18 protein-coding genes and 1 pseudogene are annotated in these 23,026 nt (G+C 43.8%); 8 read left to right on the forward strand and 11 right to left on the reverse strand.

Annotation, left to right across the window (positions count from 1 at the left end):
* Positions 1-67: 67 nt before the first annotated feature.
* Together GZN30_RS04755 and GZN30_RS04760 are read right to left on the reverse strand one after the other, a co-directional pair.
* Complete coding sequence (locus tag GZN30_RS04755) at positions 68-1,750, reverse strand: aspartate:alanine antiporter (RefSeq protein WP_075648867.1); 1,683 nt, start codon at positions 1,748-1,750, stop codon at positions 68-70.
* 214 nt (positions 1,751-1,964) lie between these two features.
* Positions 1,965-2,228, reverse strand: a complete 264-nt coding sequence (locus GZN30_RS04760) for a GrxA family glutaredoxin (protein WP_075648868.1) — start codon at positions 2,226-2,228, stop codon at positions 1,965-1,967.
* 250 nt (positions 2,229-2,478) lie between these two features.
* Between GZN30_RS04760 and GZN30_RS04765 the strand changes: the two genes are divergently transcribed.
* Positions 2,479-3,729: an iron-containing alcohol dehydrogenase gene (locus GZN30_RS04765; RefSeq protein WP_075648869.1), complete on the forward strand. Its 1,251-nt coding sequence runs from the start codon at positions 2,479-2,481 to the stop codon at positions 3,727-3,729.
* 77 nt (positions 3,730-3,806) lie between these two features.
* Here the strand turns inward: GZN30_RS04765 and GZN30_RS04770 are convergent, their stop codons facing one another.
* From GZN30_RS04770 to GZN30_RS04790, 5 genes and pseudogenes are all read right to left on the reverse strand, one after another.
* Positions 3,807-4,661 (reverse strand): MurR/RpiR family transcriptional regulator, encoded by an 855-nt coding sequence (locus GZN30_RS04770; protein WP_075648870.1) that lies wholly within the window; start codon positions 4,659-4,661, stop codon positions 3,807-3,809.
* Between the two features lie 287 nt (positions 4,662-4,948).
* On the reverse strand, positions 4,949-6,598 hold the full coding sequence (panP, locus tag GZN30_RS04775; RefSeq protein ID WP_075648871.1) for a pyridoxal-dependent aspartate 1-decarboxylase PanP: 1,650 nt from the start codon (positions 6,596-6,598) through the stop codon (positions 4,949-4,951).
* A 152-nt stretch (positions 6,599-6,750) separates the two neighbouring features.
* On the reverse strand, positions 6,751-7,263 hold the full coding sequence (locus GZN30_RS04780; RefSeq protein WP_075648872.1) for a hypothetical protein: 513 nt from the start codon (positions 7,261-7,263) through the stop codon (positions 6,751-6,753).
* A gap of 66 nt (positions 7,264-7,329) precedes the next feature.
* Positions 7,330-8,235, reverse strand: coding sequence for a lysine exporter LysO family protein (locus GZN30_RS04785; RefSeq protein WP_075648873.1), 906 nt, complete (start codon positions 8,233-8,235; stop codon positions 7,330-7,332).
* Positions 8,236-8,251: 16 nt separating this feature from the next.
* Positions 8,252-9,176: pseudogene (locus tag GZN30_RS04790) on the reverse strand (HDOD domain-containing protein).
* 374 nt (positions 9,177-9,550) lie between these two features.
* Between GZN30_RS04790 and GZN30_RS04795 the strand changes: the two are divergent.
* The 6 genes from GZN30_RS04795 to GZN30_RS04820 all read left to right on the forward strand — a co-directional run bounded on the left by GZN30_RS04795 (position 9,551) and on the right by GZN30_RS04820 (position 17,200).
* Complete coding sequence (locus GZN30_RS04795) at positions 9,551-10,132, forward strand: TfoX/Sxy family DNA transformation protein (RefSeq protein ID WP_075648874.1); 582 nt, start codon at positions 9,551-9,553, stop codon at positions 10,130-10,132.
* Between the two features lie 181 nt (positions 10,133-10,313).
* Complete coding sequence (locus GZN30_RS04800; RefSeq protein WP_075648875.1) at positions 10,314-10,943, forward strand: LysE family translocator; 630 nt, start codon at positions 10,314-10,316, stop codon at positions 10,941-10,943.
* Between the two features lie 495 nt (positions 10,944-11,438).
* Positions 11,439-13,322, forward strand: a complete 1,884-nt coding sequence (locus GZN30_RS04805; RefSeq protein WP_075648876.1) for a methyl-accepting chemotaxis protein — start codon at positions 11,439-11,441, stop codon at positions 13,320-13,322.
* Positions 13,323-13,556: 234 nt separating this feature from the next.
* Positions 13,557-15,098 carry a YjjI family glycine radical enzyme gene (locus GZN30_RS04810; protein WP_075648877.1) on the forward strand — a complete coding sequence of 514 codons (1,542 nt, stop codon included), beginning with the start codon at positions 13,557-13,559 and terminating at the stop codon, positions 15,096-15,098.
* Positions 15,099-15,118: 20 nt separating this feature from the next.
* Entirely contained in the window at positions 15,119-15,997 is an 879-nt protein-coding gene (locus GZN30_RS04815; RefSeq protein WP_075648878.1) for a YjjW family glycine radical enzyme activase, read from the forward strand.
* Between the two features lie 240 nt (positions 15,998-16,237).
* Positions 16,238-17,200 (forward strand): transposase, encoded by a 963-nt coding sequence (locus GZN30_RS04820; RefSeq protein ID WP_232060453.1) that lies wholly within the window; start codon positions 16,238-16,240, stop codon positions 17,198-17,200.
* 265 nt (positions 17,201-17,465) lie between these two features.
* On the opposite strand, the gene GZN30_RS04825 is transcribed toward GZN30_RS04820, so the two are convergent.
* From GZN30_RS04825 to GZN30_RS04840, 4 genes are all read right to left on the reverse strand, one after another.
* Complete coding sequence (locus GZN30_RS04825) at positions 17,466-18,380, reverse strand: LysR family transcriptional regulator (RefSeq protein ID WP_075648879.1); 915 nt, start codon at positions 18,378-18,380, stop codon at positions 17,466-17,468.
* A 161-nt stretch (positions 18,381-18,541) separates the two neighbouring features.
* Positions 18,542-19,645 (reverse strand): phosphoribosylaminoimidazolesuccinocarboxamide synthase, encoded by a 1,104-nt coding sequence (locus GZN30_RS04830; RefSeq protein WP_075648880.1) that lies wholly within the window; start codon positions 19,643-19,645, stop codon positions 18,542-18,544.
* A gap of 305 nt (positions 19,646-19,950) precedes the next feature.
* Positions 19,951-20,340, reverse strand: a complete 390-nt coding sequence (locus tag GZN30_RS04835; RefSeq protein ID WP_075648881.1) for a SulA-like leucine-rich domain-containing protein — start codon at positions 20,338-20,340, stop codon at positions 19,951-19,953.
* A 312-nt stretch (positions 20,341-20,652) separates the two neighbouring features.
* Positions 20,653-21,360, reverse strand: coding sequence for a glycerophosphodiester phosphodiesterase family protein (locus GZN30_RS04840; RefSeq protein WP_075648882.1), 708 nt, complete (start codon positions 21,358-21,360; stop codon positions 20,653-20,655).
* A gap of 557 nt (positions 21,361-21,917) precedes the next feature.
* On the opposite strand from GZN30_RS04840, the gene GZN30_RS04845 reads away from it, so the two are divergent.
* Positions 21,918-22,889 carry a TAXI family TRAP transporter solute-binding subunit gene (locus tag GZN30_RS04845; protein WP_075649866.1) on the forward strand — a complete coding sequence of 324 codons (972 nt, stop codon included), beginning with the start codon at positions 21,918-21,920 and terminating at the stop codon, positions 22,887-22,889.
* The last annotated feature ends 137 nt before the right edge of the window (positions 22,890-23,026 follow it).

Consider the following 23,026-nt stretch of genomic DNA (forward strand, 5'->3'; position numbering starts at 1 on the left):
TCCCCACGTTTTTGCGTGGGGAGTTTTGGTGTTAGGGTGACTATTTTGCTGAGCCTGTTTTTTGGGACTAGCTTAAAATAATCAGTACCGTACCGCCAAGCGTCATTAAGATATTGGCAATCGCATAGGTACCCGCGTAACCGAGAGCAGGGATGGTCGATTTCGCGTAGTCGTTAACGATGTCCATTGCCGGACCACAAGTACGGGCACCGATGATCGCACCAAATAGTAGTGCTCGGTTCATCTTCAAAACGTATGCGCCAAATAGGTATGCGAGTGCGACGGGCACCACACTAACAATAAACGCCAAACCGATGACCTGAGGACCGACTTGTGCAAGATGTTCGAACATCTTACCCCCCGCACTTAAACCGATGCCGACCATAAAGATCATCAAACCTAAGTCTTTGACCATATTGAGTGCGCCTTGCGGAACGTAACCGAAGGTTGGGTGATTCGCGCGTAAGAAGCCTAAGGTAATTCCTGAGAGTAGTAGACCAACTGCGTTACCAAGACCAAACGATACTTGACCAAAGGTCATGGTAATCAAACCAAACAGAATACCGAGAATAAAGAAGCTACAGAATGCCAATAAGTCGGCCATTTGGCTATGTACTGAGATAAAACCGATTTTCTCCGCAAGACCGTGGACTCGACTTTTCTCACCACTCACTTGCAGCACATCACCTTTAGCCAACACAATATCCAGATCCATCGGCATTTCGATTTGCGCGCGTACAACGCGGTTAAGGAAACAACCATACTCAGAGAGGTTGAGGTCTGATAGGCGTTTTCCTGCAATGGCGTCGCTTTTTACCACGATTTCTTCTTCGACAATGCGCAAATCAAGTAGGTTGCGGTCGAATACTTCTTTGCCGTTACGGAAACTTGGATCCAATCGTGCATGGCTATCAGGGAAGCCAACCAGTGCGATTTCATCGCCTTCTTGCAAGATAGCATCACCATCGGGATGCGCCAAAATGCCCCCGCGACGAATTCGTTCAATATAACAACCGGTTTGACGGTAGATACCCAGCTCGCGCAGGTTTTTACCATCAGTCCAATCAATCAGTTCAGGACCCACTCGGTAGGCGCGGATAATCGGCAGATAAACTTTACGCTGGCTAGAACCGCCTAAGCCACGTTCTTGAGCGATTTGCTGAGCAGAATCTGACAGGTTTTCTTTTTGCAGATTTGGTAGCAACTTGGCGAACATGATCATACTGATTAAACCAATCAGATACGCCATTGCGTAACCAACGGACAGGTTTTCCAATACGAGACCAAAGTCCATGTTACGTGGAACTTCAGCGAGTCCAGAATTAAGTGCGTCTTGCGCACCTACCAGCACAGGAGTGGAGGTGAGCGCGCCTGCCATCATACCGGCGGCAAGCCCGAAATCGAGACCAAACATTTCACTACTAAAGTGGGTGATTAGCAGGGCAGTGCCTAGCACGATTGAGGCTAAGATAAAGTAGTGTTTACCATCTCGAAAGAAGATACCAAAGAAGTTCGGACCCGCTTCGATACCAACACAATAGATAAACAGCATAAAGCCGATGGTTAATGCATCTGGGCTAAAGAAGAAGCCGAGGTGACCCATAATGAGTGAGGTGATGAGTACGCCAATTGAGTTTCCTAATTGTAGGTTACCAAAGCGAATTTTACCGATAGCGAGACCTATCGCTAACACCACGAAGATGAGCAGAATTGGGTTTTGTTTGAGCAAGAGTACGACGTCAATATTCACAGGGCAGTTCTTGTATCAATGCCAGCCAATACCCAGAAGTTTGAGCATTGGGATAAGTTTTGCAAATTGTAACTGATTAATAAAAAAACTTAAGCAGAAAGTACTATTATTTTTATCAGTAGAAAAATAATTTCTTCGTGATGGCTAATTAATTGGTAGATATGAAAAAACCGCTGACAAGCAGCGGTTTTCTTACCAATTCGAATTGGAACGATTAGTCAAATAGACCTAGGTTCTCTTTCGCGTATGCTTCGAAGTCGTCACAGCCACCGATGTGAGTTTGATCGATGAAGATCTGTGGAACTGTCTCAACTGGCTTACCTACAGTTTTCTCTAGGTCAGCTTTTGAGATGCCCTCTGCTTGAATGTCAACATAGCGGTAGTTGAAGTCGTCACGTTTTGCTTTAAGAGTTTCAGCGTGCTCTTTAGCGCGAACACAGTATGGACATGCTGGGCGACCGAAAATAACTACGAACATAGAATCTTTCTCCTTTATTTTGATGTAGTCACTATGCCGCAAAGCTAAAAGAAAATAAAGCGGCAATTACCTCTTGATTCAATAGGGAAAATCTATCGCTATAATTTTGAACAAAACTAGCGACCAGAATCGCGAAAACCATATTTATTACATGGTTAATTGCAACAAGGTGCTGTAGGTCAAATTAATTTTTTACGCCACGAGGCAAGCTAGATTTAGCTCAATATTTAGCCTAAGGAGTCTATTTGGTATGTTCCAGTTTATGACCTCCACGCGCATTATTTTCGGTGAAGGTGCGCTGCAATCCTCTCTCTCGGTTATAAATCAGTTTGGCTATAGTGTTTTGTTGGTGTCAGGGAAGAACACACAACGCGCGTCGCCAATTATTCAGTATATAAAAATGCAAGGCATGCGTTATCAACACGTGGCGATATCGGGTGAGCCCAATATCACTATGGTGGAAGAAACCGCATTAAGTGGGCGCAAGTTTAAGCCTGATATGGTCATTGCTATCGGTGGAGGTAGTGTGATTGATATGGGTAAAGCGCTTGCCGCCATTATACCCAACCAAGGTGACGTCTATGATTACGTTGAAGTGGTTGGGCGCAATGTTCCTCTTAAAACCAAACCCATCCCATTTATTGCTATACCTACGACGGCGAGTACTGGCTCCGAAGTGACCAAGAATGCCGTTTTGCGTTCAGGGCAAGATCGAGTCAAAGTCAGTTTGCGTAGTCCGGAGATGTTGGCCGATGTGGCGATTGTCGATCCTACACTCACTTATGGTACTGACGCATATACATCAGGGCGGGGGGCGATGGATGCGTTTACGCACCTAATGGAGGCCTATGTTTGTGGTGAGCCAAACCCCATCACCGATATGATCTGTGAAGAGGGGTTAAGAAGGTTGAGTGATTCCGTGTTAGCTGGCTGCTTGGAAGATAACTTTGTTGCACGCGGCGATCTCTCGTTTGCTGCAATGCTGGGTGGAATGGCGATTACCAATGCTAAATTGGGGGCGGCGCATGGTTTGGCATCCGCTCTAGGCGGTAAGCTGGCGGCTCCTCATAGTGTGATTACCGCTCGTTTAGCGCCCTTTGTTATGCAGGAGAATATACGTGCAGCGGAACAGGCGGGTAGGGCGGATGTGTTAGCGCGTTATCGAAAGATGGCGCACATCTTGACTGGGCGAACCAACGCCTGTCGTGATGATGCGGTATTGTGGGTCAATATGATGCTTGAAAAGCTTCAACTGCCTAACTTAAACGAGTTTGGGGTTTGCCAAACCTCTTTTGAGCAGGTCGCTGATGATGCGCTTAAATCGGTGGCAATCAAAGGTAACCCACTGCCGTTAACTCAAGATCGTTTGATGCACATTTTGCAGCAGGTATGCCAATGTAATGGGAGTTGTGAAAAAGAGCCGAGTTTTGATAACCAGAGCGAAGTTGCAGTTATTGAACAATCCGGTACCGGTGGGGCGTCATTATTCGAACAAACGTAACAGTTCAGCACGGTTGAACTGGCAAATAAAAAGAGGCGTTAAGCCTCTTTTTTAATGGGGTTGCTTCAAACGTCTGTTTAGAAGTGTGAAAGCTTGTCGTAGCGAGAATCTTTTAGTGCGTCTTTCACGCGACGTAGGTTTTCACGGAAACCTGTGCCACGGCGTAGCGTAAAGCCGGTTGCCAGAACATCAATTACCGTCATCTGTACTACACGACTAGCCATTGGCATGTACACATCCGTGTCTTCTGGTACGTCCAAGGAGATAGTCAGCGAGCTTGCTTTATCTAGTGGTGAGTCTTTGGCTGTAATTGCGATAACGGTAGCGCCGTTCTCACGCGCTAGGTTAGCGATTTCAACTTGGCTCTTAGTACGACCGGTATGAGAAATCAGCACGATAACATCGTTGTCGGTACAGTTGATGCAGCTCATACGTTGCATCACGATATCTTCAAAACAAGTAATTGGAATATTGAATCGAATAAACTTGTTTTGTGCGTCTTTCGCAACTGCTGACGACGCGCCCAAACCAAAAAATGAAATTCGTTTAGCTTGAGTAAGTAAATCAACCGCACGGTTTACTTGCATAGGATCTAAGCTATTTTTTGCTACGTCCAAGCATGCCATGGTTGATTCAAAAATCTTGTGGCTGTAAGCGTCAGGACCATCGTCCTCTTCGACATTACGGTTCACATAAGGTGTGCCGTTTGCGAGGCTCTGTGCCAAGTGTAATTTAAAATCAGGGAAGCCTTTAGTGTCTAAGCGGCGACAAAAACGGTTAACGGTAGGCTCACTGACATCAGCCATTTTAGCTAATGTTGCAATGCTAGAGTGAATAGCAGTCTGAGGCGACGCCATAATCACTTCCGCGACCTTGCGTTCAGACTTACTGAAATTCTCTAGATTTTTCTGTATTTTTTCTAATGTATTCATAGTGTTCACAAGGGTATAGAGAACAACTCGCTCAACAAGCTTTTAGTATTTATTAAAAGCAAATCAGCGTAGCTGATAAGAGATAATAAATGCCTGACAGCGCCGTTGAACCAGTATAAACCGAACATCAAGTTTTACAGTAATTTTTATACAGACCAATTGGCTAGAATATGACAAGCCTCAAACAAAATTTTGTGAAAACTACAAAAATTCTGCTCATGTTCGCGCCACATGTCGATTATCTAGCCACTATTGATAACAAATTACACTAAAACAGAAAGAAAATTTCAGTTTGCTAATATCTCGTCTACAACTTGATTAATCTTTGCTAGCAGTGTTGGAGCACCAGTTTGTGCGATTTCACGTTGCTCTTCCAGAACGCTTTCTAAGATCTCATACGTGGTCAGTGGATTCGCAAGAACGACACGGAAAACAATCGTGTTAAGACCTTTAACTTGCTCTGGGTTGAGGCGAGTACGTGAAACAAATGAGCGACCATGTTCGCGTTGGCGTTTCTGTACAAACTTTGTCAACTCGTTGAGCAAGTTGTTTAATTCTGCAAGTTGCTCATTCGATGCGACTGACAGTGCTTTACGTACATTTTCAGGTACGTAGCGGTAGGTGAGCAGACATAGTTCTGGTTCAGAAACCAGTTCAAAGTCACTCTGTTGTTTAATTAGGCTAGCAAAGTAAGCCGCTTTGCTAATGCTTTGATCGATGAGCAGTTCGTAGCCTGGTCGGCTGATGATGTGCATCGCGGCATAAACCAGCATTGCCATACCAGAGCGAGAACCTTCGAGCGTGTGGCTACCTAAGTCTTTTGATCCTTTGCGTAGAATATATTGAGCATGATGCTCAATAGATTTCATCGCACTTGGATCTTTGAATAGTACCATGCCAGCTCCCATAGGGATGTAGAGCTGTTTGTGCGCATCAATAGTCACAGAGTCAGCGAGTTCAACGCCATTGAGTAGATGACGATGATTGTTTGACATCAGCGTTGCACCACCCCAAGCGGCATCGACGTGGAAATGGCACTGCTCTTGGGCACAGATGGCAGCGATTTCAGTGAGTGGGTCGATGTTACCCGTTTCAGTTGTACCAGCCACACCAACAACCGCAAATGGCTTAATACTTTGCGCCTTTAGTTCTTGGATCTTAAGTTTCAAGCTCTCAGGGCAGATACGGTTGTTGCTGTCGGTTTTGACCGCAACTAATCCATCTTGACCTAAGCCCAATACGTCAGCGGCTTTTTTCAACGAGTAGTGACCGCGCTCAGAAACAAGAATAGCCATGCCTTCATAGCCATAATGCTTCATCGCTTTGAATAGACCTTCTTTTTCTACGCCACGGAAACCGTTTTGTGGACGCAATGCATTGTTGCGCGCAACCCATAGCGCGGTAATGTTGGCGATAGTCCCGCCAGAACAAAATGCACCGAGAGAGTGGTTCGCGCTGTGCATCCACTGACTGTAGAAACTATTATCTTGCGCGTAAATAAGGCGGTGTAGCATGCCCAATACTTGACGCTCAAGAGGCGTAAATGCTTTAGAGGTTTCGATTTTTACCAAGTTCTGGTTGAGCGCAATCATGATCTTTGATAACGGCATCAAGAAATATGGTAGGGCAGAAGTCATATGCCCGATAAAGCTCGGCGCAGAGGTATGCACCGAATGCGAAACCAAGGTATCAAGCAAATGTTGCGTGTGGTCGGAGACAAACTCTGGCTGTTCAGGGATAGCTGGAGATGAGAAATCCTTCTCGATCTCTTTAAGAGGTTTTTCTTCCGCGACGATATGCTCACGCAAAAACTTATTTAAGTTGCGCGACAGTTCAGCTTCGATTTGAGTAAGTGTTGAGTCTGGGCCTTCTGGGACGGTAAAGATTCGAAGTAAACTTTCGAAGCTAGCGTCGGCCGTTTTTTGTTCCGATACCATGCAATAACATTGCTCTTATCATAGTTTGTTGCAGCCGAACAATCTAAACGAAAAACAAAACAATGTCCCGTCTTAATTAAAGAAACTTAGATTGTAACTTCGGCTGTTGGTTAAAATGTCGCTTGAGTGATGGTTAATTAACCATACTCAGACTAAGGGCAAGTAATTGATTCGACTTTAGCTATTGAGGAGTTATAGCGTTTTAGCGCACTATCAATTTTGGTTGGGTGGCTGAGCAGATCAGCGAAAGCGGAGCGCAGTTCATAGTTGTCTGGGTGTGGCTTAGATTGACGATCGGCAAACGTTTTTGCTGCCATATACCCCAGCGTGTCGCTACGAGAGGCGAGCGTCTTTATCTCTTTTTGATCGAGTTGTAACCACGCTTCAACGTTCTTCTCGGTAGCTACTTTAGCTGGATCATTGTCGAGGTAGTACTTCACCGCTTCTGCATTAAACATGAAGTGATTTTTGCGACCATCGAGATACCAGTTAGCCACTTCTTCTAAATCCGGATATTGTTGAGCAGTGAGTTGAGCTAAATCTTCGTACCAGTGAATGGATGCTTCAATGTAAGCATCGTATTTTTCAGATAGGCAAGAATTGTCTGCGGCAAACGCCGCCGTAGAAGTCGCGCTTAAAAGCAACGCAATCAACGTACGTTTCATGGTAACTTCCTAATTGTTATTAATTGTCGGCGTAGTTTAAGAGAATTTTAAATTATTTCCCGCGATCTAGCCCGCAAGTGAGACAAAGAACAACATCAACACAGGGACTAGGAGACTTAAGATAAATCCGCTTACGATAGCGACAGGGACACAGCGCACACCGCCTGTGGTTTGTATCACCGGAAGCGTAAAGTCCATTGCGGTTGCGCCAGCATAACCAATAGCAGTACATGGACGAGTACGTATCACCAGTGGAATGAGTACTAGAGCGACAAGTTCACGCAGAAGCTCCAACATGAAAGAAGCGCCACCGTAAACAGGACCAAACGCATCCCCCATCAAAATGCCCGCAAGTGAGTACCAACCAAAACCCGATGCCATGGCAAAACCACGATAAATGTCGATATCGAGGATCATCGCGGCAATTGCGCCACCCAACATTGAGCTGGCAATAATTAAAGTCGCAATGCACATCCCTTGTTTGTTGATCAGGATCTGCTTGAGCGTCAAACCACTGTTACGCAATTGAATACCAATGAAGAACAGTAGAATGAAGAGAATCCACTCACTGGCTGTATCCACCCAAGATAAGTCAAACGGCAGCATTAACCCAATCACTAAGCCGCCACCCACCACAAGGATCAGTTTCAGTGATTCCATCGCCATGGATGAAAGCGGAAGGTTAGTGTGTTTGGCATCAGTTTCGAGAGGCAGAAAGCGATCCACCAATGGCAGCACGGCTAAGTTGCATACGCCAAGACAGGCAAAAAAGGTGGCGGTATAACTCAAAATGGTTTGCAGGTTCTCACTTAAGTTATCCAGTGAGGCAAGGCTTAAGCCCATTAACGCTAAGATCACGAACACTAGGCGCGCAGTTGTGGCGTTAATTTGCTCGAGTAATTTTTGATTGGAAACAGCAATTAGATACCCCACCACCAGTGGGGCAAAAATGAACAACATCCCTGAAAACATACGACTTCCTAGAGGGTTATAGACCGCAAGCTCTTATTAGTTCTTGTACTTTTGTATGGAACTCACTATCGCTTAAATTGGTGAGGTTGTACAGAATATCTGCACCTGTAATATCAACTTCTACCTCATGCTCATCGATGTTTTCATCTTTACGGCGGAACATCAGAATGTGGTTAGCGATACGAGCAACATCTAGATAAGAAACTTCGACATCAAGGTTTTGGCTGTTTTGGTTGGTTGCGACATCAATAAAGTCAGGGTCAAATCCCCACTTCTCCAAAACCATGCGACTCGCGATAGGACAAAGGGCGTTGAAAATTCGCAGTGCCAATTCACTATCGAGATAGTTTCCTTTCTCTAAGTAGAGGTAGTACTCGTGCACCAGACAGAACAAGCCAATATCTGCCAATAATCCCGTTAATAGTGCTTTATCTGCAATGAGGTGAGCATAATCAGGTGATTGGGTTTGTCGGAATTCTTTGGTTACCATCACCATAGTGGCGGCAAGTTCTTTAGAGGTGTACGCGCTTTGACGTAGAACACGGTTACATTCTTTTGACAAGTTTACCGAATTCTTTAACTGTTCAATCGCTTGTGCTGTGACAATGTCACGTACGCGTACAATGCCGAGTCGTGAAACGGCAGTTACTACTTCAGTGCACTGAATGTTGCGGCGATTGAAAATGACTGAGTTAGCGATGCGAATTACCGCTGCAGTTAAGCCTGGGTCTTCAACTAAGCAATCGGCGACGTCCATTACGGTTGTGCTGTCGAGCGAGCACAAGCGTTGAATTTTTGTCACCACTTCAGGAATGGGAGGGAGTGTAATTTTTCCTGATTCGATTGAACTTTCAAGAAATGCAGCAAATTCGCTTTGAATGCCTTTCTCTATTAATTAATGCTCGATTTTCCGGTAGCCAATAAAAAGATAAATGAGTCATAGTGTTGTTATTATGTGTTTTGAAGCGGCAGTGTAACGTTTCTCAGAGCTATCAAGCAATGGCTGAATATTATTGAGTGATATTTCAGTCAATAATTTTACGCTGTTCGAAAAAGTTAAACTTTTGACACTTCAGTGGCATATGATTTTGATTTATGTGATACTAGTCCAATAAAACGTGGTTTTTGGGCTCATTGATGTGAACTTTGACCTGACTTAATTTGCTACGTTAACTATGATCTTAACCACTAGGTCATAAGAACCAAATAACTGCCAACTGGTACAATTTTAATAAAGGCAGAAACAGATTTTATTTTTTTATGCTGCTATCTGGTGATCACCAATAATCGGGGAAGATTAGAAGGATCTAAGGATATGACAGAACAATCGTTTATTCAGTACGTAAGTAAATATGGTGACTTCCAAAAGCGTTCGATGTTTGGTGGTACCGGTTTATTCAAAGATGACGCTATGTTCGCTTTGTTGAGTAACGAAAAGGTATTCATTCGCGGTGGAGATAATTTAGATGACGAGCTTTGTGCTTTAGGGTGTGAAAAGTACAAGCATGTTAAAAAACAAACTACAGCGACTGTAAATTATTACGATATCAGCGATCTTTACAATTCTCGTGACGATAAGCTGGATGATTTAGTTAAACAGTCGATCGACTACTCGGTTTCGCAACGTAAATTCAAGCGTTCTTCCGCAAACCGTCGTTTAAGAGATTTACCAAACATGCAGCTGACTTTGGAGCGCATGGTTAAGAAATCTGGTGTTGATGACGTTGACGAGTTTATCGAGTTAGGTGCTGCGCAAGTATTTTCTCGCGTTAAGCAAACATACGGCAGTGATGTTGATGTTAAGTTACTATGGAAATTTGATGGTGCAATCGAAGGTATTCACTGGAAATTAATCCAAGAGCCACGCAAACGTCAGCTTTTAGACAGTTGCCAATAATCATCACACTAGTTAATTCTGAAAACCGAGCATTATGCTCGGTTTTTTTGTTTCTGAGTGACAGTGCGGTCTATCAACTAGACAAGCGAAAGGATTTCTGTTCAATTAGAAGTGTTACAGGATGGTAACATTTAACGATTTCCAAATGGGAGTCTAAATACTCAACAAGGAGAATATGAGTATGAGTTTAGAAACGTGGGCACTCTACTTTATTGCCATTTTGATTTTAACGGCTTCGCCAGGACCAAGCTCATTATTGTGCATGACTAAAGGCGTGACACAAGGCTTCAAAGTCGGAGTGCTTACGGCACTCGGCAGTTTGAGCGCCATTACAATAATACTAACGCTATCTTTCACCGGTCTTGGTCTGATCATTGCGTCATCTGAACTGGTGTTTAATGTGATTAAATATGTTGGAGCGGCTTACCTTATCTATTTAGGTATCCGTGCATTAATGTCAAAAGAAGAAGAGTATCAACTCCAACAAGGGCAAACGCGAGAAGTCGTTTCACCACTTAAACATTACGTGTCCGGTTTTATCGTTGGTAGTAGCAACCCAAAAGCGATTCTGTTTTTTACCGCATTGTTTCCGCAGTTTATTAACCCTGAGTTATCTCTTGTTAGCCAATACCTGATTTTTACGGCTACGTTTATAGTGATGGAATTCTCTTGGTTAGCGATTTATGCCTTTTTAGGCGCGAAGTCATCGAATTGGTTATTTGCCAAAGGTAGAGCGAAGATCTTCAATCGTGTCACGGGTGGTGTCTTTATTGGCGCGGGTAGCGTATTGTCCACGGCAACCAAAGCATAACCGCCAGCTAGTCGTAATTTTATTATGGTAATAACCCATTTCATTGAGGAAATGGGTTAGCCTGTTGGACAACTCACACGGATGGCATTAAGCCACTATTTAATCGCTCTGATTGCCATTGTTATTATTTATCCCTTCGCTCGTGTCACAGCACAAACATTGTTCTGCGTTGATGACAAAACTCACTACGCCCGACATTTCAACCTTTGACTTTTACGCTCTTTTTATTCTCGCTGTTTATGCATTGGCAGACGGAAGTGTTTTAGCGCAGAGAGTTAATTGAATGGACGCAAAATCAACCAAAATAGCGAAAAACAGCCCCTCTCACTCCATGATAAAATCACACTGTTTTATTAAATTTTGTGCATATTGGAGTTTGACTGATTGTTTGTAAATTAGGCTAAATATCTAAATTTGTAGGAATTTTCGTGCATGCTGTATTTTTTATAGCTAGTATTCGCATACTTATTATTCTGTCTTGCTACGAAAACTTCGATGAACCTATCACTAAAACAAAAACTCATCGGTGCAAGCTTATTAGCGGTAGTGCTAATGGCAAGTGCCCTCACTTGGTTATCTGCTGACCAGTTATATCAACAAACGCGTAACGGAATGTATTCACGCGCTGAAAGTATGGCAAATACCGCGGCGACGGGAATTTCGGATTGGATTGATATCCGTAAGAGCATCTCGAGTGCTTTTAATGGCTACGCAAACCAATCTGACGTGGTTCCATTTCTTAAACAGGCACGCATGGCGGGCGGTTTTGATGACATTTTCTTAGGTACACCATCGGGGGATATGTACCGTTCTCATCCAGAGCGCAACCGTGCTGATTACGATCCACGTACACGCCCTTGGTATACTGATGCGACTCGTGCGGGTAAGCAGGTGATTACGCCTGCATACCAAGATGCGATCACCGGCTCGCTTTTGGTGACTATCGCAGAGCCGATTCGTAACAATGGTCAACTTGTCGGTGTTGTAGGTGCCGATGTACTGATCGATCAACTAATTAATGATGTGATCATCCTTGATGCGGGTACAAACGCCTATGCGATGTTGATTGACAAACAAACCGGTACTTTCTTAGCTCATCCAAACAAATCTTTACTGTTAAAACCAGTTTCTTCTCTGGCTCCTGAGCTAAATATGAACCTAATCGAGAGCTACGCACAATCTGGTGATATTGAGATCGTTGTGCGTAATGGTGTCGAAAAGCTTTACTACTTTGAACCTGTTCCAGGTACTGATTGGCTATTTGCGATTGAGATGGATCGTGAGACTGAAGAAGCAGGGCACAGTAAATTACTTGCTGAGCTGCTAATTACTGCTGCAATTATTACTGTGCTGGTGGGTGTGGTTGTTTCTTGGTTGGTGAGTTTCTTGTTCCGTGATTTAGTGCGTGTATCGCAAGCGTTGGAAGACATTGCCTCTGGTGATGCTGACTTAACTCAACGCCTCGTACCACATAGTAATGATGAGGTAGGTCGCCTTGCGACGAGCTTCAATACCTTTGTTGGCAATATGCATCAAATGGTGACTAAGCTGAGTATGGTATCAGCGTCATTAAGCGAACAAGCGAAAACGACGGCGCAGCAAGCGGAAGAGCGCAGCACACGAATTCGTACGCAACAAGACGAAATCAATATGGTAGCAACCGCGATCAACGAAATGGCTGCTGCGACGCAAGAGATCGCGGGCAACGCAGATAATACCGCTCAACAATCTTCACAAGCGGTAGAAGTGTGTGGACATGGTGGTCAGCAAGTGGTGCAGACACAATCATCTATCCAAAATCTAGCCCGTGAAGTCGAAGTGGCGACTCAAGTGATTCAAGAGCTGGAAGCGCATGGTCACAGCATCAATACGATTCTATCAACTATCCAAGGTATTGCTGAGCAGACCAACTTGCTTGCATTGAACGCGGCGATTGAAGCGGCGCGAGCAGGTGAGCAAGGTCGCGGTTTTGCTGTGGTTGCCGATGAAGTACGCGTGTTAAGTCAGCGTACGCATTCATCGACGCAAGAGATTCAACAGATGATTGAAACCCTGCGTGCCACGACTGCTAAAGCGGTGGGCATTATGGGTGATAGTCGCCAGCTAGCCGATACCAGCGTGGTGGATTCAGATTCTGCAGCAGTGAGCTTAACGCAAATTCAAGCGGCGGTGGAAGTGATTAGCGACATGGCAACGCAGATTGCTTCAGCGGCGGAAGAGCAAGCATCGGTAACGTCTGAAATCACGCGCAATACCATTGGTATTCGTGATGTGTCACAAGACCTAGCCGATGAAGCCAATGAAGCAGCAGAGCAAGCTGCGCAATTGTCTCAGCTATCTTATGAGCTAGAAAACGAGATCAATCGCTTTAAGCTATAAATGATTAACCAATCACTTAAGAGTCCAGATTTCTGGGCTCTTTTTTTATCTAGCATTTTGCTCCTAGGATAAAGGTGGAAATTGATACTTAAGGTTAATGATTAAATGTAACCTGTTAAAGCCGAGTTAAACGATCGCTTGTTTTCCAAAATGGAAAAGTCTATTTCATCTAATTTCAATTGTGGACATCTGATTTAAACCATAAAATCCTTAAAAATTATAAGGAATACTCACATGTCCCATACTCTAGATTCATTCCAACAACGCGTTCGTGAAATCATCACGGATGTGAACCTAAACCCGAAACAGAAAAACCAATTCCTAGCATCGACTGCAGAATCAAGCCAACCATACATGGCGGTTTCAGTGGATGTAGAAAAGGCGATGGAAGAGGGTATCTTGTGTGACATGTTTGAAGGTAATGCACCGTTCAAACCACGCTACGTGCTACCTGATTACGCAAAATTCCTAAAACAAGGTTCTAAATACCTTGAACTAGAGCCTGCGCAAGATTTTGATGATGCACTTAACCTACTGACAATCATCTATCACCACGTACCATCAGTGACTAATATTCCAGTTTACCTAGGTCAACTTGATGACGTGCTAATGCCGTATGTAGGCGACCTGTCTGATCACGAAATCTACGTGAAAATGAAGCGTTTCTGGATCATGCTGGACCGTACATTGCCAGACGCGTTTATGCACGTAAACATCGGTCCTCAAAATAACATCATCTGCCGTACTATTTTGAAAGTCGATGCTGAGCTTAAGCAAATCGCGCCAAACTTGACCTTTATGTACGATCCAGCGGTAACCCCTGATGATCTACTACTGCAAGCAACAACGAATATTTGTGAATGCAGCAAGCCGCACATTGCAAACTACCCAGTTCACGCGCAAAGCTACGGTGACAAGAACTTTGGTATTGTGAGCTGCTACAACTCACTGCCTCTTGCTGGTGGCGCTAACACACTTGTTCGTATGAACCTAAAAGAAGCAGCAAACAAAGCAGAAAATGCGCAAGACTTCCTAATCAAAGTGCTGCCTGAGTACTGTGCAACGATGATTGAACTGATTGATGCACGTAGTAGTTTCCTACATGAAGAATCTAACTTCTTCAAAGGCTTCCTAACGGAAGAAGGTTTGATCAACGAATCACGTTTTGCACCAATGTTCGGTATCTTCGGTATGGCTGAAGCGGTGAACGTTCTTCTTGAGAAAGAAGGTAAACAAGCACAATACGGTCATGCAGTGGAAGCGAACGAACTTGGTCACGCGATTTCAGCGAAACTGGCGGAAATCGTAGAAAGCTCACCAGTGAAATACGGTCTAGAAGGTCGCTCATTGTTGCATGCTCAAGGTGGTATCAATATCGACGAAACCACGACTCCAGGTGTGCGTATCCCTTACGGTACAGAACCCGATCCAGTGACTTATGTCCAAGCAACTGCTGCTCACCATAAGTACTACACATCAGGTATCAGTGACATTCTAACTATTGATGAAACAGTAAAATCAAACCCTGAAGCGATGTTCAACCTATGTAAAGGTGCACTAGCAATGGGCTACCGTGAGTTTACTGCAAACGTTGCCTCAAACGACCTAGTGCGCGTAACAGGTTACATGGTGAAATTGTCTGACATTGCTAAGTTCGCTGAAGAAGGTTCTCGCACGAATACGACATTCCTAGGCGCAGATGCAGCAGAGTACACGGGTATTCTAAATCGTGCACCACGTGTAGTGAGCATGGAAATGCAACCAACTTACAAATAACACACCGATACGTGGTAACAATGACGTTAGTTTCTGAAAAACAGGCGATTGTTAACCGCATTCTGAATTTTTCATGTGTTGATGGACCAGGCAATCGCCTGGTCATTTTTCTTCAAGGCTGTAATTTCAAATGCATTAACTGCCACAACCCGTATACCATCAACCACTGTGATCACTGTGGGGATTGCGTGGCTGGGTGTCCAACTCAAGCTTTAAGCATCAATGAGCAAAACAAAGTGGTGTGGGATGAGAGCCTTTGTACTCAGTGCGATCAGTGCTTAGACGTCTGTCCAAGCAGCTCGAGCCCTAAAGTAAAGCACTACACAGTGAGTGACGTGCTTGCCTTGATACGTAAACAGCATTTCTTTTTAAGCGGTATTACCATCTCGGGTGGCGAAGCGACGATGCAATTGCCGTTTATTGTCGAGTTATTCAAAGCGATCAAAGCGGATCAAGAGCTGCGTCATCTAACCTGTTTTATTGACAGTAATGGTTACTTACCTGAGACAGGGTGGCAGCGCGTATTGCCGTATCTTGATGGGGCGATGATTGATCTAAAATCTTGGCAAAATGAAACGCATCAATGGTTGGTAGGTAGAGACAATCACCGCGTGATTCAATCAATTCAGATACTTGCTGCTGCAGGAAAACTGCATGAGTTGCGATTGCTGCACATCCCTGGCAAGAGTGATTTGGACCAAGAAGTCGACGCAATTTCAAGATTGATCAAGAGCTTATCGAATGAAGTCAAAATCCGCCTTAATGCTTTCCAGCATCATGGTGTGGTTGGTGAAGCGCTAACTTGGGACAAATGCTCAAAAGATCAGATGGAAGCTTTTCATCAGACTTTGCAGGCGAAAGTATCTAACCCGATCACGCTGCCGAGTGTTTACATCTAGCTTTCTTTAATGGGGACACACACTTCATGTTTTCTAACAAAGTTGAATCAGTTGGAAGGACACACGTTTCAAAGTACGATCACGCTGCCATGGACCTTAGAAAGACCTTAGAAAGGACAGACACCCTAAAGTAAGCAAAGTATGGTTTGATGATAAGCTCGTTATAAGTTTGTTTGACTGATATTGCGGTTGCTAATGGCTTCACTATTCTGGTGAGACTAGAATTGCATGAGGCAAACCATGACGACCGCAAGAAACCAACAGATAGACGTAGATGTCACCCCTTACTACCACTGCGTTTCTCGATGTGTGAGGCGCAGTTATCTATGTGGTATCGATCCGCTTACTGAGCAAAGTTACGAACATCGCCGCGAGTGGATTAAGCAGAAAATCTATGCGCTTTCTCAAGTCTATTGTATTGATATTTGTGCCTACGCCATCATGAGCAATCACTACCATCTGGTGGTGCATATTAACCGAGAGAAAGCACTTTCCTTATCTAATCTTCAAGTTGTCGAACGTTGGAAACAAGACCACAAACTACCAAGCTTAGTTTCACGCTGGATCGCTGGTCAATTGGCGAGTCGGGCTGAAGAGGAGGCGTGCTTGTCAATCATCGATTCTTGGCGCTCCCGTCTTTGGAGCTTAAGTTGGTTTATGAAAGAATTGAATTTTGATATCGCCTGCCAAGCCAATAGGGAAGAGGGATGCAAAGGGCATTTTTGGGAGAGCCGCTTCAAGAGTCAAGCTTTGCTGGATGAGCAAGCATTGGCAGCAGCGATGGCGTATGTGGATTTAAATCCTTTAAGAGCAGGTATTGCAGATAAACCGGAAACATCGGAATTCACTTCAATTCAAGCCAGACTGGAAGCGATAAATGTCCAGCAAGAAACCGCACCTTGTCTTTATCCGTTTGTTGGTCACTCATCCAATGAAAAATTAGACGGCATTCCTTTTAGGTTAATGGATTATATTGAATTGGTTGATTGGACTGCTCGTCAGTTTAGAGAGAACAAAGCGAGTATGTCAGGCTGCATGCCGCCAATACTGCAAAGGCTGAATATCAATCAACAGACCTGGCTTAAAGTCTGTAAGCAGCTAGAAAAATATCGCAGCACTGCAGTAGGGTGTGCTTATAACGTTGAATTTGTAAAACGAACACTAAATAAAACACGGCTGCATCTTTATCGTTTAGATTGTTAGTCTGCTTAACGCCCGCCTTTTTCCTACTTGAACATTAATTTTGCGAACAAACACAATAGTTCGTGAGCAAGCGATTCTTATCGTCCAGTCTTCAAGTATTGAGACCTCTTTTTCTCATCAAAACCCACTGAAAAATAGCAAAGCAACAAAATCTTGTTACGTTTATTGTGTGTGTCCCAATAGGGAGTGTTAACAGCCGTTGAAGCGTATGTCCGTATTAGAGAAAAGCGATAGTCGTTGTAACGTGTGTCCCGAGAAGAAAAGGTTAACTATTGTCTAGTAATTGCGAATGAAGCCACTGTAAGGCGGGGTCGTTTAGGCTGGCTTGGTTCCACACTAAGCTGTAGGCAACTTTTCCATACTCAAATGGTAAGGTCTTTTGTACCAAGCCATTTGCTTGAAATGCTTTGCTTGCCCACATTTTCGAGCATGTTAGGAGATAATTTGATTGATGGCACATAACAGCCGCGGAACCAAAATCTGAAACAGAGATCGCGACTTTACGCTCACCATGCTGCTGTTTGAGGTTTTGCTCAAAAAATGGTTCGGATAGGTCTTTGTCGTGAATACCAATATGTTGATAGGCAAGATAAGCTTCAACGGTTAATGACTGATCAACTAACGGGTGCTCAGGGCTCATCAAACACACCATCTCATCACTGAGTATTTGCTGCCAAACGAGCTCGTGGCTTTTAGTTGGCGGTTGGCTGATATCATGGGGCAAAAGCATAAAGTCGACTTGACCGCGAATAAGCGCATCAAAGCTCATTTGCTCTTTGGCATAGACTTTAATCTGACTTGCTTGTGGTAGCTTGCTGCAAATCTGATTAATCTTAGCAGCAAACAGCTCGAAGGTGCTTTCTCGCATCGACAGTGACACCGAGCCGGTGAAAGCTTCAGGCTTGAAATCCCCTTGATGCAAAATGCCATTCATACTGGCGAGAATTTTGTGGATCTGCGGGGCAATGCTCAGTGCGAATGGAGTAGGGACCAGGTGTGAACCGTCACGGTAAAACAGGTCGTCATTAAGTTGCTCTCGCAATTGGCTAATGATTTTACTTACGCTAGAAGCTGTCACGTACAAAGTGTTGGCGGTTTGAGTCACGCTATTGGTGCTTAGCATGACATGTAACACCGTTAAATGTTTAAGGCTGATACGTGAAAGGGCGAGAAAATCCATAGTGAGCGTCTTTGAAAACAATAATTGAAAGCAGCAGTGACAGGATATTAACCCTAAAGGCTCGCTTGCACTATAGCTAACGCGATACGTTGCTGTAGAAAAACAAAAACGCCCTTAAAAGAGCGTTTTCTCAATCGGTAGAATCGTGCAATTAAGAGCAATTAGTCGATAAGACCGTATTGTGAACCAAGAATATCAATGATCTCTTGTTTTGGGTTCGCACTTAACACAATCGGGCGCCCCGTCACTTTTTCTGCAATAGCGGTGTAGGTCTTGGAAACCCCCATTAAGGCTTCGAGTGGGAGCTCGTTGTCACGCGCCAGTGCTTCGCGTTCTGGCATACGATCTTTGTTCAACAAGATGTCGGCATCTGGGAAGTGATTAAGCAAGAACTGGCGGAAATCTTCTTTGGAGTTCTCAACGATTTGACCTTGTTGGTAAGCGGTTTTATCCCAAATACGTGACGAGTCAGGTGTGCCTACTTCATCCATATAGATCAGTTTTTCATTGCCAGAAGCATCGGTGACATAGCCAAACTCAAACTTAGTATCGACAAAAATTTGGTCAACTTTATCTAATGCCTCACTGATAACATTAAACCCTTGTTTAAGTAGCTTTTCATACTCAGCAATATCTGCCGCAGAAGAAAAGTTAAACGCAGCGAAGTTGTCTTCGATGTTGTTGCGCGTAATGTTGACATCGTCGGCTTCTGGAACACCTGGAATACCCTTAAGAATGCCCTTGGTTGATGGCGTCATCAGTAGTTCAGGTAGGACTTTGTCTTTCTCTAAACCTTCTGGCAGTTCAATACCGCAGAAATCGCGTTCGCCTTTGCTGTAGGCGCGCCACATAGATCCCGTGATATATTTACGGCAGATCGCTTCAATCATAATCGGTTTGGCTTTTTGTACGATCCATACCAGCGGGTGAGGGATGTCGAGAATATGGCTGTCTGCGAGTCCATTTTGTTTAAAAAGCTCAAACCAATGGTTTGAAATCGCGTTTAGCGCCGCTCCTTTACCAGGAACACCTTTCAAACCGCCTTCACCGCGCCAGATACAATCGAATGCTGAGATGCGATCACTGATCACCATAATGGCAAGAGGCGCATCAGGTGCTACATCGTAGCCTTTCTCTTTAATTAGGCGTTGGCTATCTTCTTCGGTTAACCAGTAAACAGAGCGAACTTTACCACTGTGAACCGGCTTGTTAGTGCGAATAGGGAGATCGTCGTTAACGGCGAGGACTTGATCAGCGAGACTCATGAGACATTCCTATCGTTTACATGAAATGAGTGAAGTGAAGCAATATGACAAGCATCATACCAGAAAAGTTTTCAGCTTCCAGATAAAAAGCAAACGATTGCGCAAAAATTTGCGCAAATGGATTGTTAACACTCATAAACAAAAAACTATTAGCTACAAATGACGATTTGCGGAGTTGTGGGAGTGGTACTCAAGCATCTTGCGGTGATGTGGCTACAAAGAAAGCCCCTAGGACAAGTTAGGGGCTAAAGACAGTGCTGAATTTTGTTGAACTTGAGATTTATTCGTATCAGTTACCAACAGAATTAGTGGAACTGATTTTTTCTGCCTTCAACAAAAAATACTTCGCAGCCATGGTTTAGAGCTAAATCTTGTAGCAGTGACTGATTAACGCAATCAATTTGTGTAGATGCAACGACTGCACTGGCATTACCTGACTTAATTGCCTTAATGACAATGTCTAGCTCAGATTGAGAATTTGAAGACTTAAGTTGGATGATCTTTTGGCAGCTAACGTTGTTGGCTGAAAACTGCGAGTAGTCAGGACGAGGGCACTCGGCAGTAAAGAAAATCCATTGCTGTTGCATAGAAAGACCAGCAAGACGATTCATTACGTTATCGTCAATATTCATTGGCTGCGTAGGTTGAGCCAAAACATTGTACTTAGAGATAGTTTGAGTATGTGAACGAATCATGATTACTGTCCTTATATACATGCTGTATGCTTATACAGTAGTTGTTTTGCATATTCAGGTCAAGCAGTTTGTTTGATAAATAAACGAATTAAAAGCAATAGGTATGTGGATGTATCTATAATTACCTGATAATTAATAATATTTTTTAGAAGTTGTTGATTGGGTAAAAGGTAATTTGAATTGTAAAGGCAGGTAAAAAAGCACTGTATATGGTTGATGCAAAGTACTGTATAGCGAATGTATACAGTACTTTTGTACAGTACTTTTGTACAGTGTCTTTGGACTGATTTATATCATTAGAGTGGGGTGTGACTAGAAGAACCTTTGTGGATAGTCGCTAAAAATCGCGTCTAGGTTCTGTAAGTGTTTAAGCTGATTTGGGTTGTTTACGGTAAAACACCACACTTGATAGCCGGCTTGTTGCAATTGCGCGACTTGCTGCTTATTGGTTTTGTGGACATTTAAGTTGCACGCCACAGCGTCAATCTCTTGCAAAAGCTGCCAATCTTGGCTTGAAAGCTTTTCACTCAATACCGCAATCGGATAACCGATCTGTGCTTGGTGTACTGCTCGTAACGTTGGGTGATCAAAACTTGAAATCAGAATGCGCTCTTGTGCTAGCTTAAACTGTGCGAGTAGCGACTTAAGCTCGGATACCGTTTCGCTGTAGCGATTGGTATCAATCTTCACTTCAATGTTTAAACCAATTTCCAATGGCTCTATTAACGTTAGTAACTGCTTTAAAGTGAGAATGGGTTGGTAGTTGAATTGTGGTGCAAACCAACCGCCAAAATCAAACTGTTGAAGTTCTTCTAAGGTATATTGGTCCACGCGACCAAAGCCGTTGCTGCAACGATCGATGGTATGGTCGTGACATACCACTAACTGATGATCTTTTGTTGGCTGAACATCGACTTCAATCCACTTTAATCCCATATCGATGGCTGCCTGAATGCTGACTAGGGTATTTTCGGGATAGAGCCCTGCGACTCCTCTGTGCCCAACGATGGTTAACGCCATTGATATTCCTCTAAGATTATCTCGCCTAACTAATTCGGCTTGCTTGTAGTTGTTATTTTAGCGACATCATTAAGTGCCTGAAACCATTAGATACCGTGAATTTCAGAAAGCCGTCTCACTCAGTGAGAATTAACGAGGTGGTTTATCATCAGATAGTTCTGCCATCCGTTGTTTTTTTGTTCACTGTTCAAACTTCGATAAAACAATGCTTTAGTGAAAATTTAATCATTAATATCAGCAATTTCTAAAATTGAAATTTAACCCTCATTCTCGAAGTATGAGAAAGTGAATGAATTGTTTCTTACCGGATTTTATCAGTGCATGTTAATTTTTTTGAAGACATAGGTAGGAAAATTGATATGTATTCATCAGGGACAGAAAAGCTGATGAAATATTTATGCAGTTTAAACATTATTTTTAAGTGGTATCCCTACAGGTTTTTGGTGTGCATTTGCCTTTCTATCTAGGTTTGACGGAAATTCATTGTGAAACTCAGTCTGATCTAGATGAAAATTCTATGCATGAGCCATTTATGGGGAATTATAAGGAATTGTTAAATGAAAGGATTAGCACTTGTCTCTGTGATGTCTGTGGCTTTAGGTGGATTCTCTTTTAGTGAGAATGTTGTGGCTTCAGATAAATTTGTCACCATCGGCACTGGTGGTCAAACGGGTGTGTATTACGTTGCTGGTCAGTCGATCTGTCGTTTCGTAAACCGCGGTGGTGAAGAGCATGGTATTAAGTGTAATGCGCCGGCAAGTGGGGGTGGTGTTGCTAACGTGAATGGGCTTCGCAGCGGTGAATATAACTTTGGCATCATGCAATCTGATCATCAATTTAAGGCGATGAACGGTGTTGCACCATTCCAAAATAGCCAGCCAATGGAAGATATCCGCGCAGTATTCTCGTTGCAAAGTGAAGTGTTTACCATTTTGGCTCGCAAAGATGCCAACGTAACCCATTTTGAACAGCTTCAAGGCAAGCGAGTTAACATTGGTAACCCGGGCTCGGGTCAGCGTGACACCTTCGAACAAATTATGGCTGAGAAGGGCTGGGAACCTTCAGTGTTCAGTCTAGTTTCCGATCTTAAGCCAGCAGAACAAGCTTCAGCGATGAGTGATAATAACATTGACGCAATGAGCTACTTTGTTGGTCACCCAAATGGTGCAATTCAAGAAGCATCGACGACGACAGATGCGGTTCTTGTGGCAGTAACCGGTCCTGAAATTGACAAGCTACTCGCCGACAAAGCGTACTTCACCAAAGCTGTCATTCCTGGTGGTATGTACCGCGGTAACCCAGACGACACACCGTCAATTGGGGGGAAAGCTGTACTCTCTACCACAGCAGAAACGGATCCTGAGCTTGTTTATCAGCTTGTGAAATCAGTGTTTGACAATGTTGACCGTTTCAAACGATTGCACCCAGCATTCCAAGATTTACAAGAAAGTGAAATGATCAAAGTCGGTCTATCTGCACCGCTGCATGAAGGCGCAGTACGTTACTACAAAGAGCGCGGCTGGATGTAGTCAGTTACCAAGCCCGTATACCTAAAAAATGGCATTAAATCGTGGCTTTACATAATGTCTTTAAATCGTCCTTGATAAAAAGCCACGATTGAAAGGTAAGTCCATCTGGACTTACCGATGATTTTGATTTCCCTTTG

The sequence above is a fragment of the Vibrio ponticus genome (assembly GCF_009938225.1).
Lineage (GTDB): Bacteria > Pseudomonadota > Gammaproteobacteria > Enterobacterales > Vibrionaceae > Vibrio > Vibrio ponticus.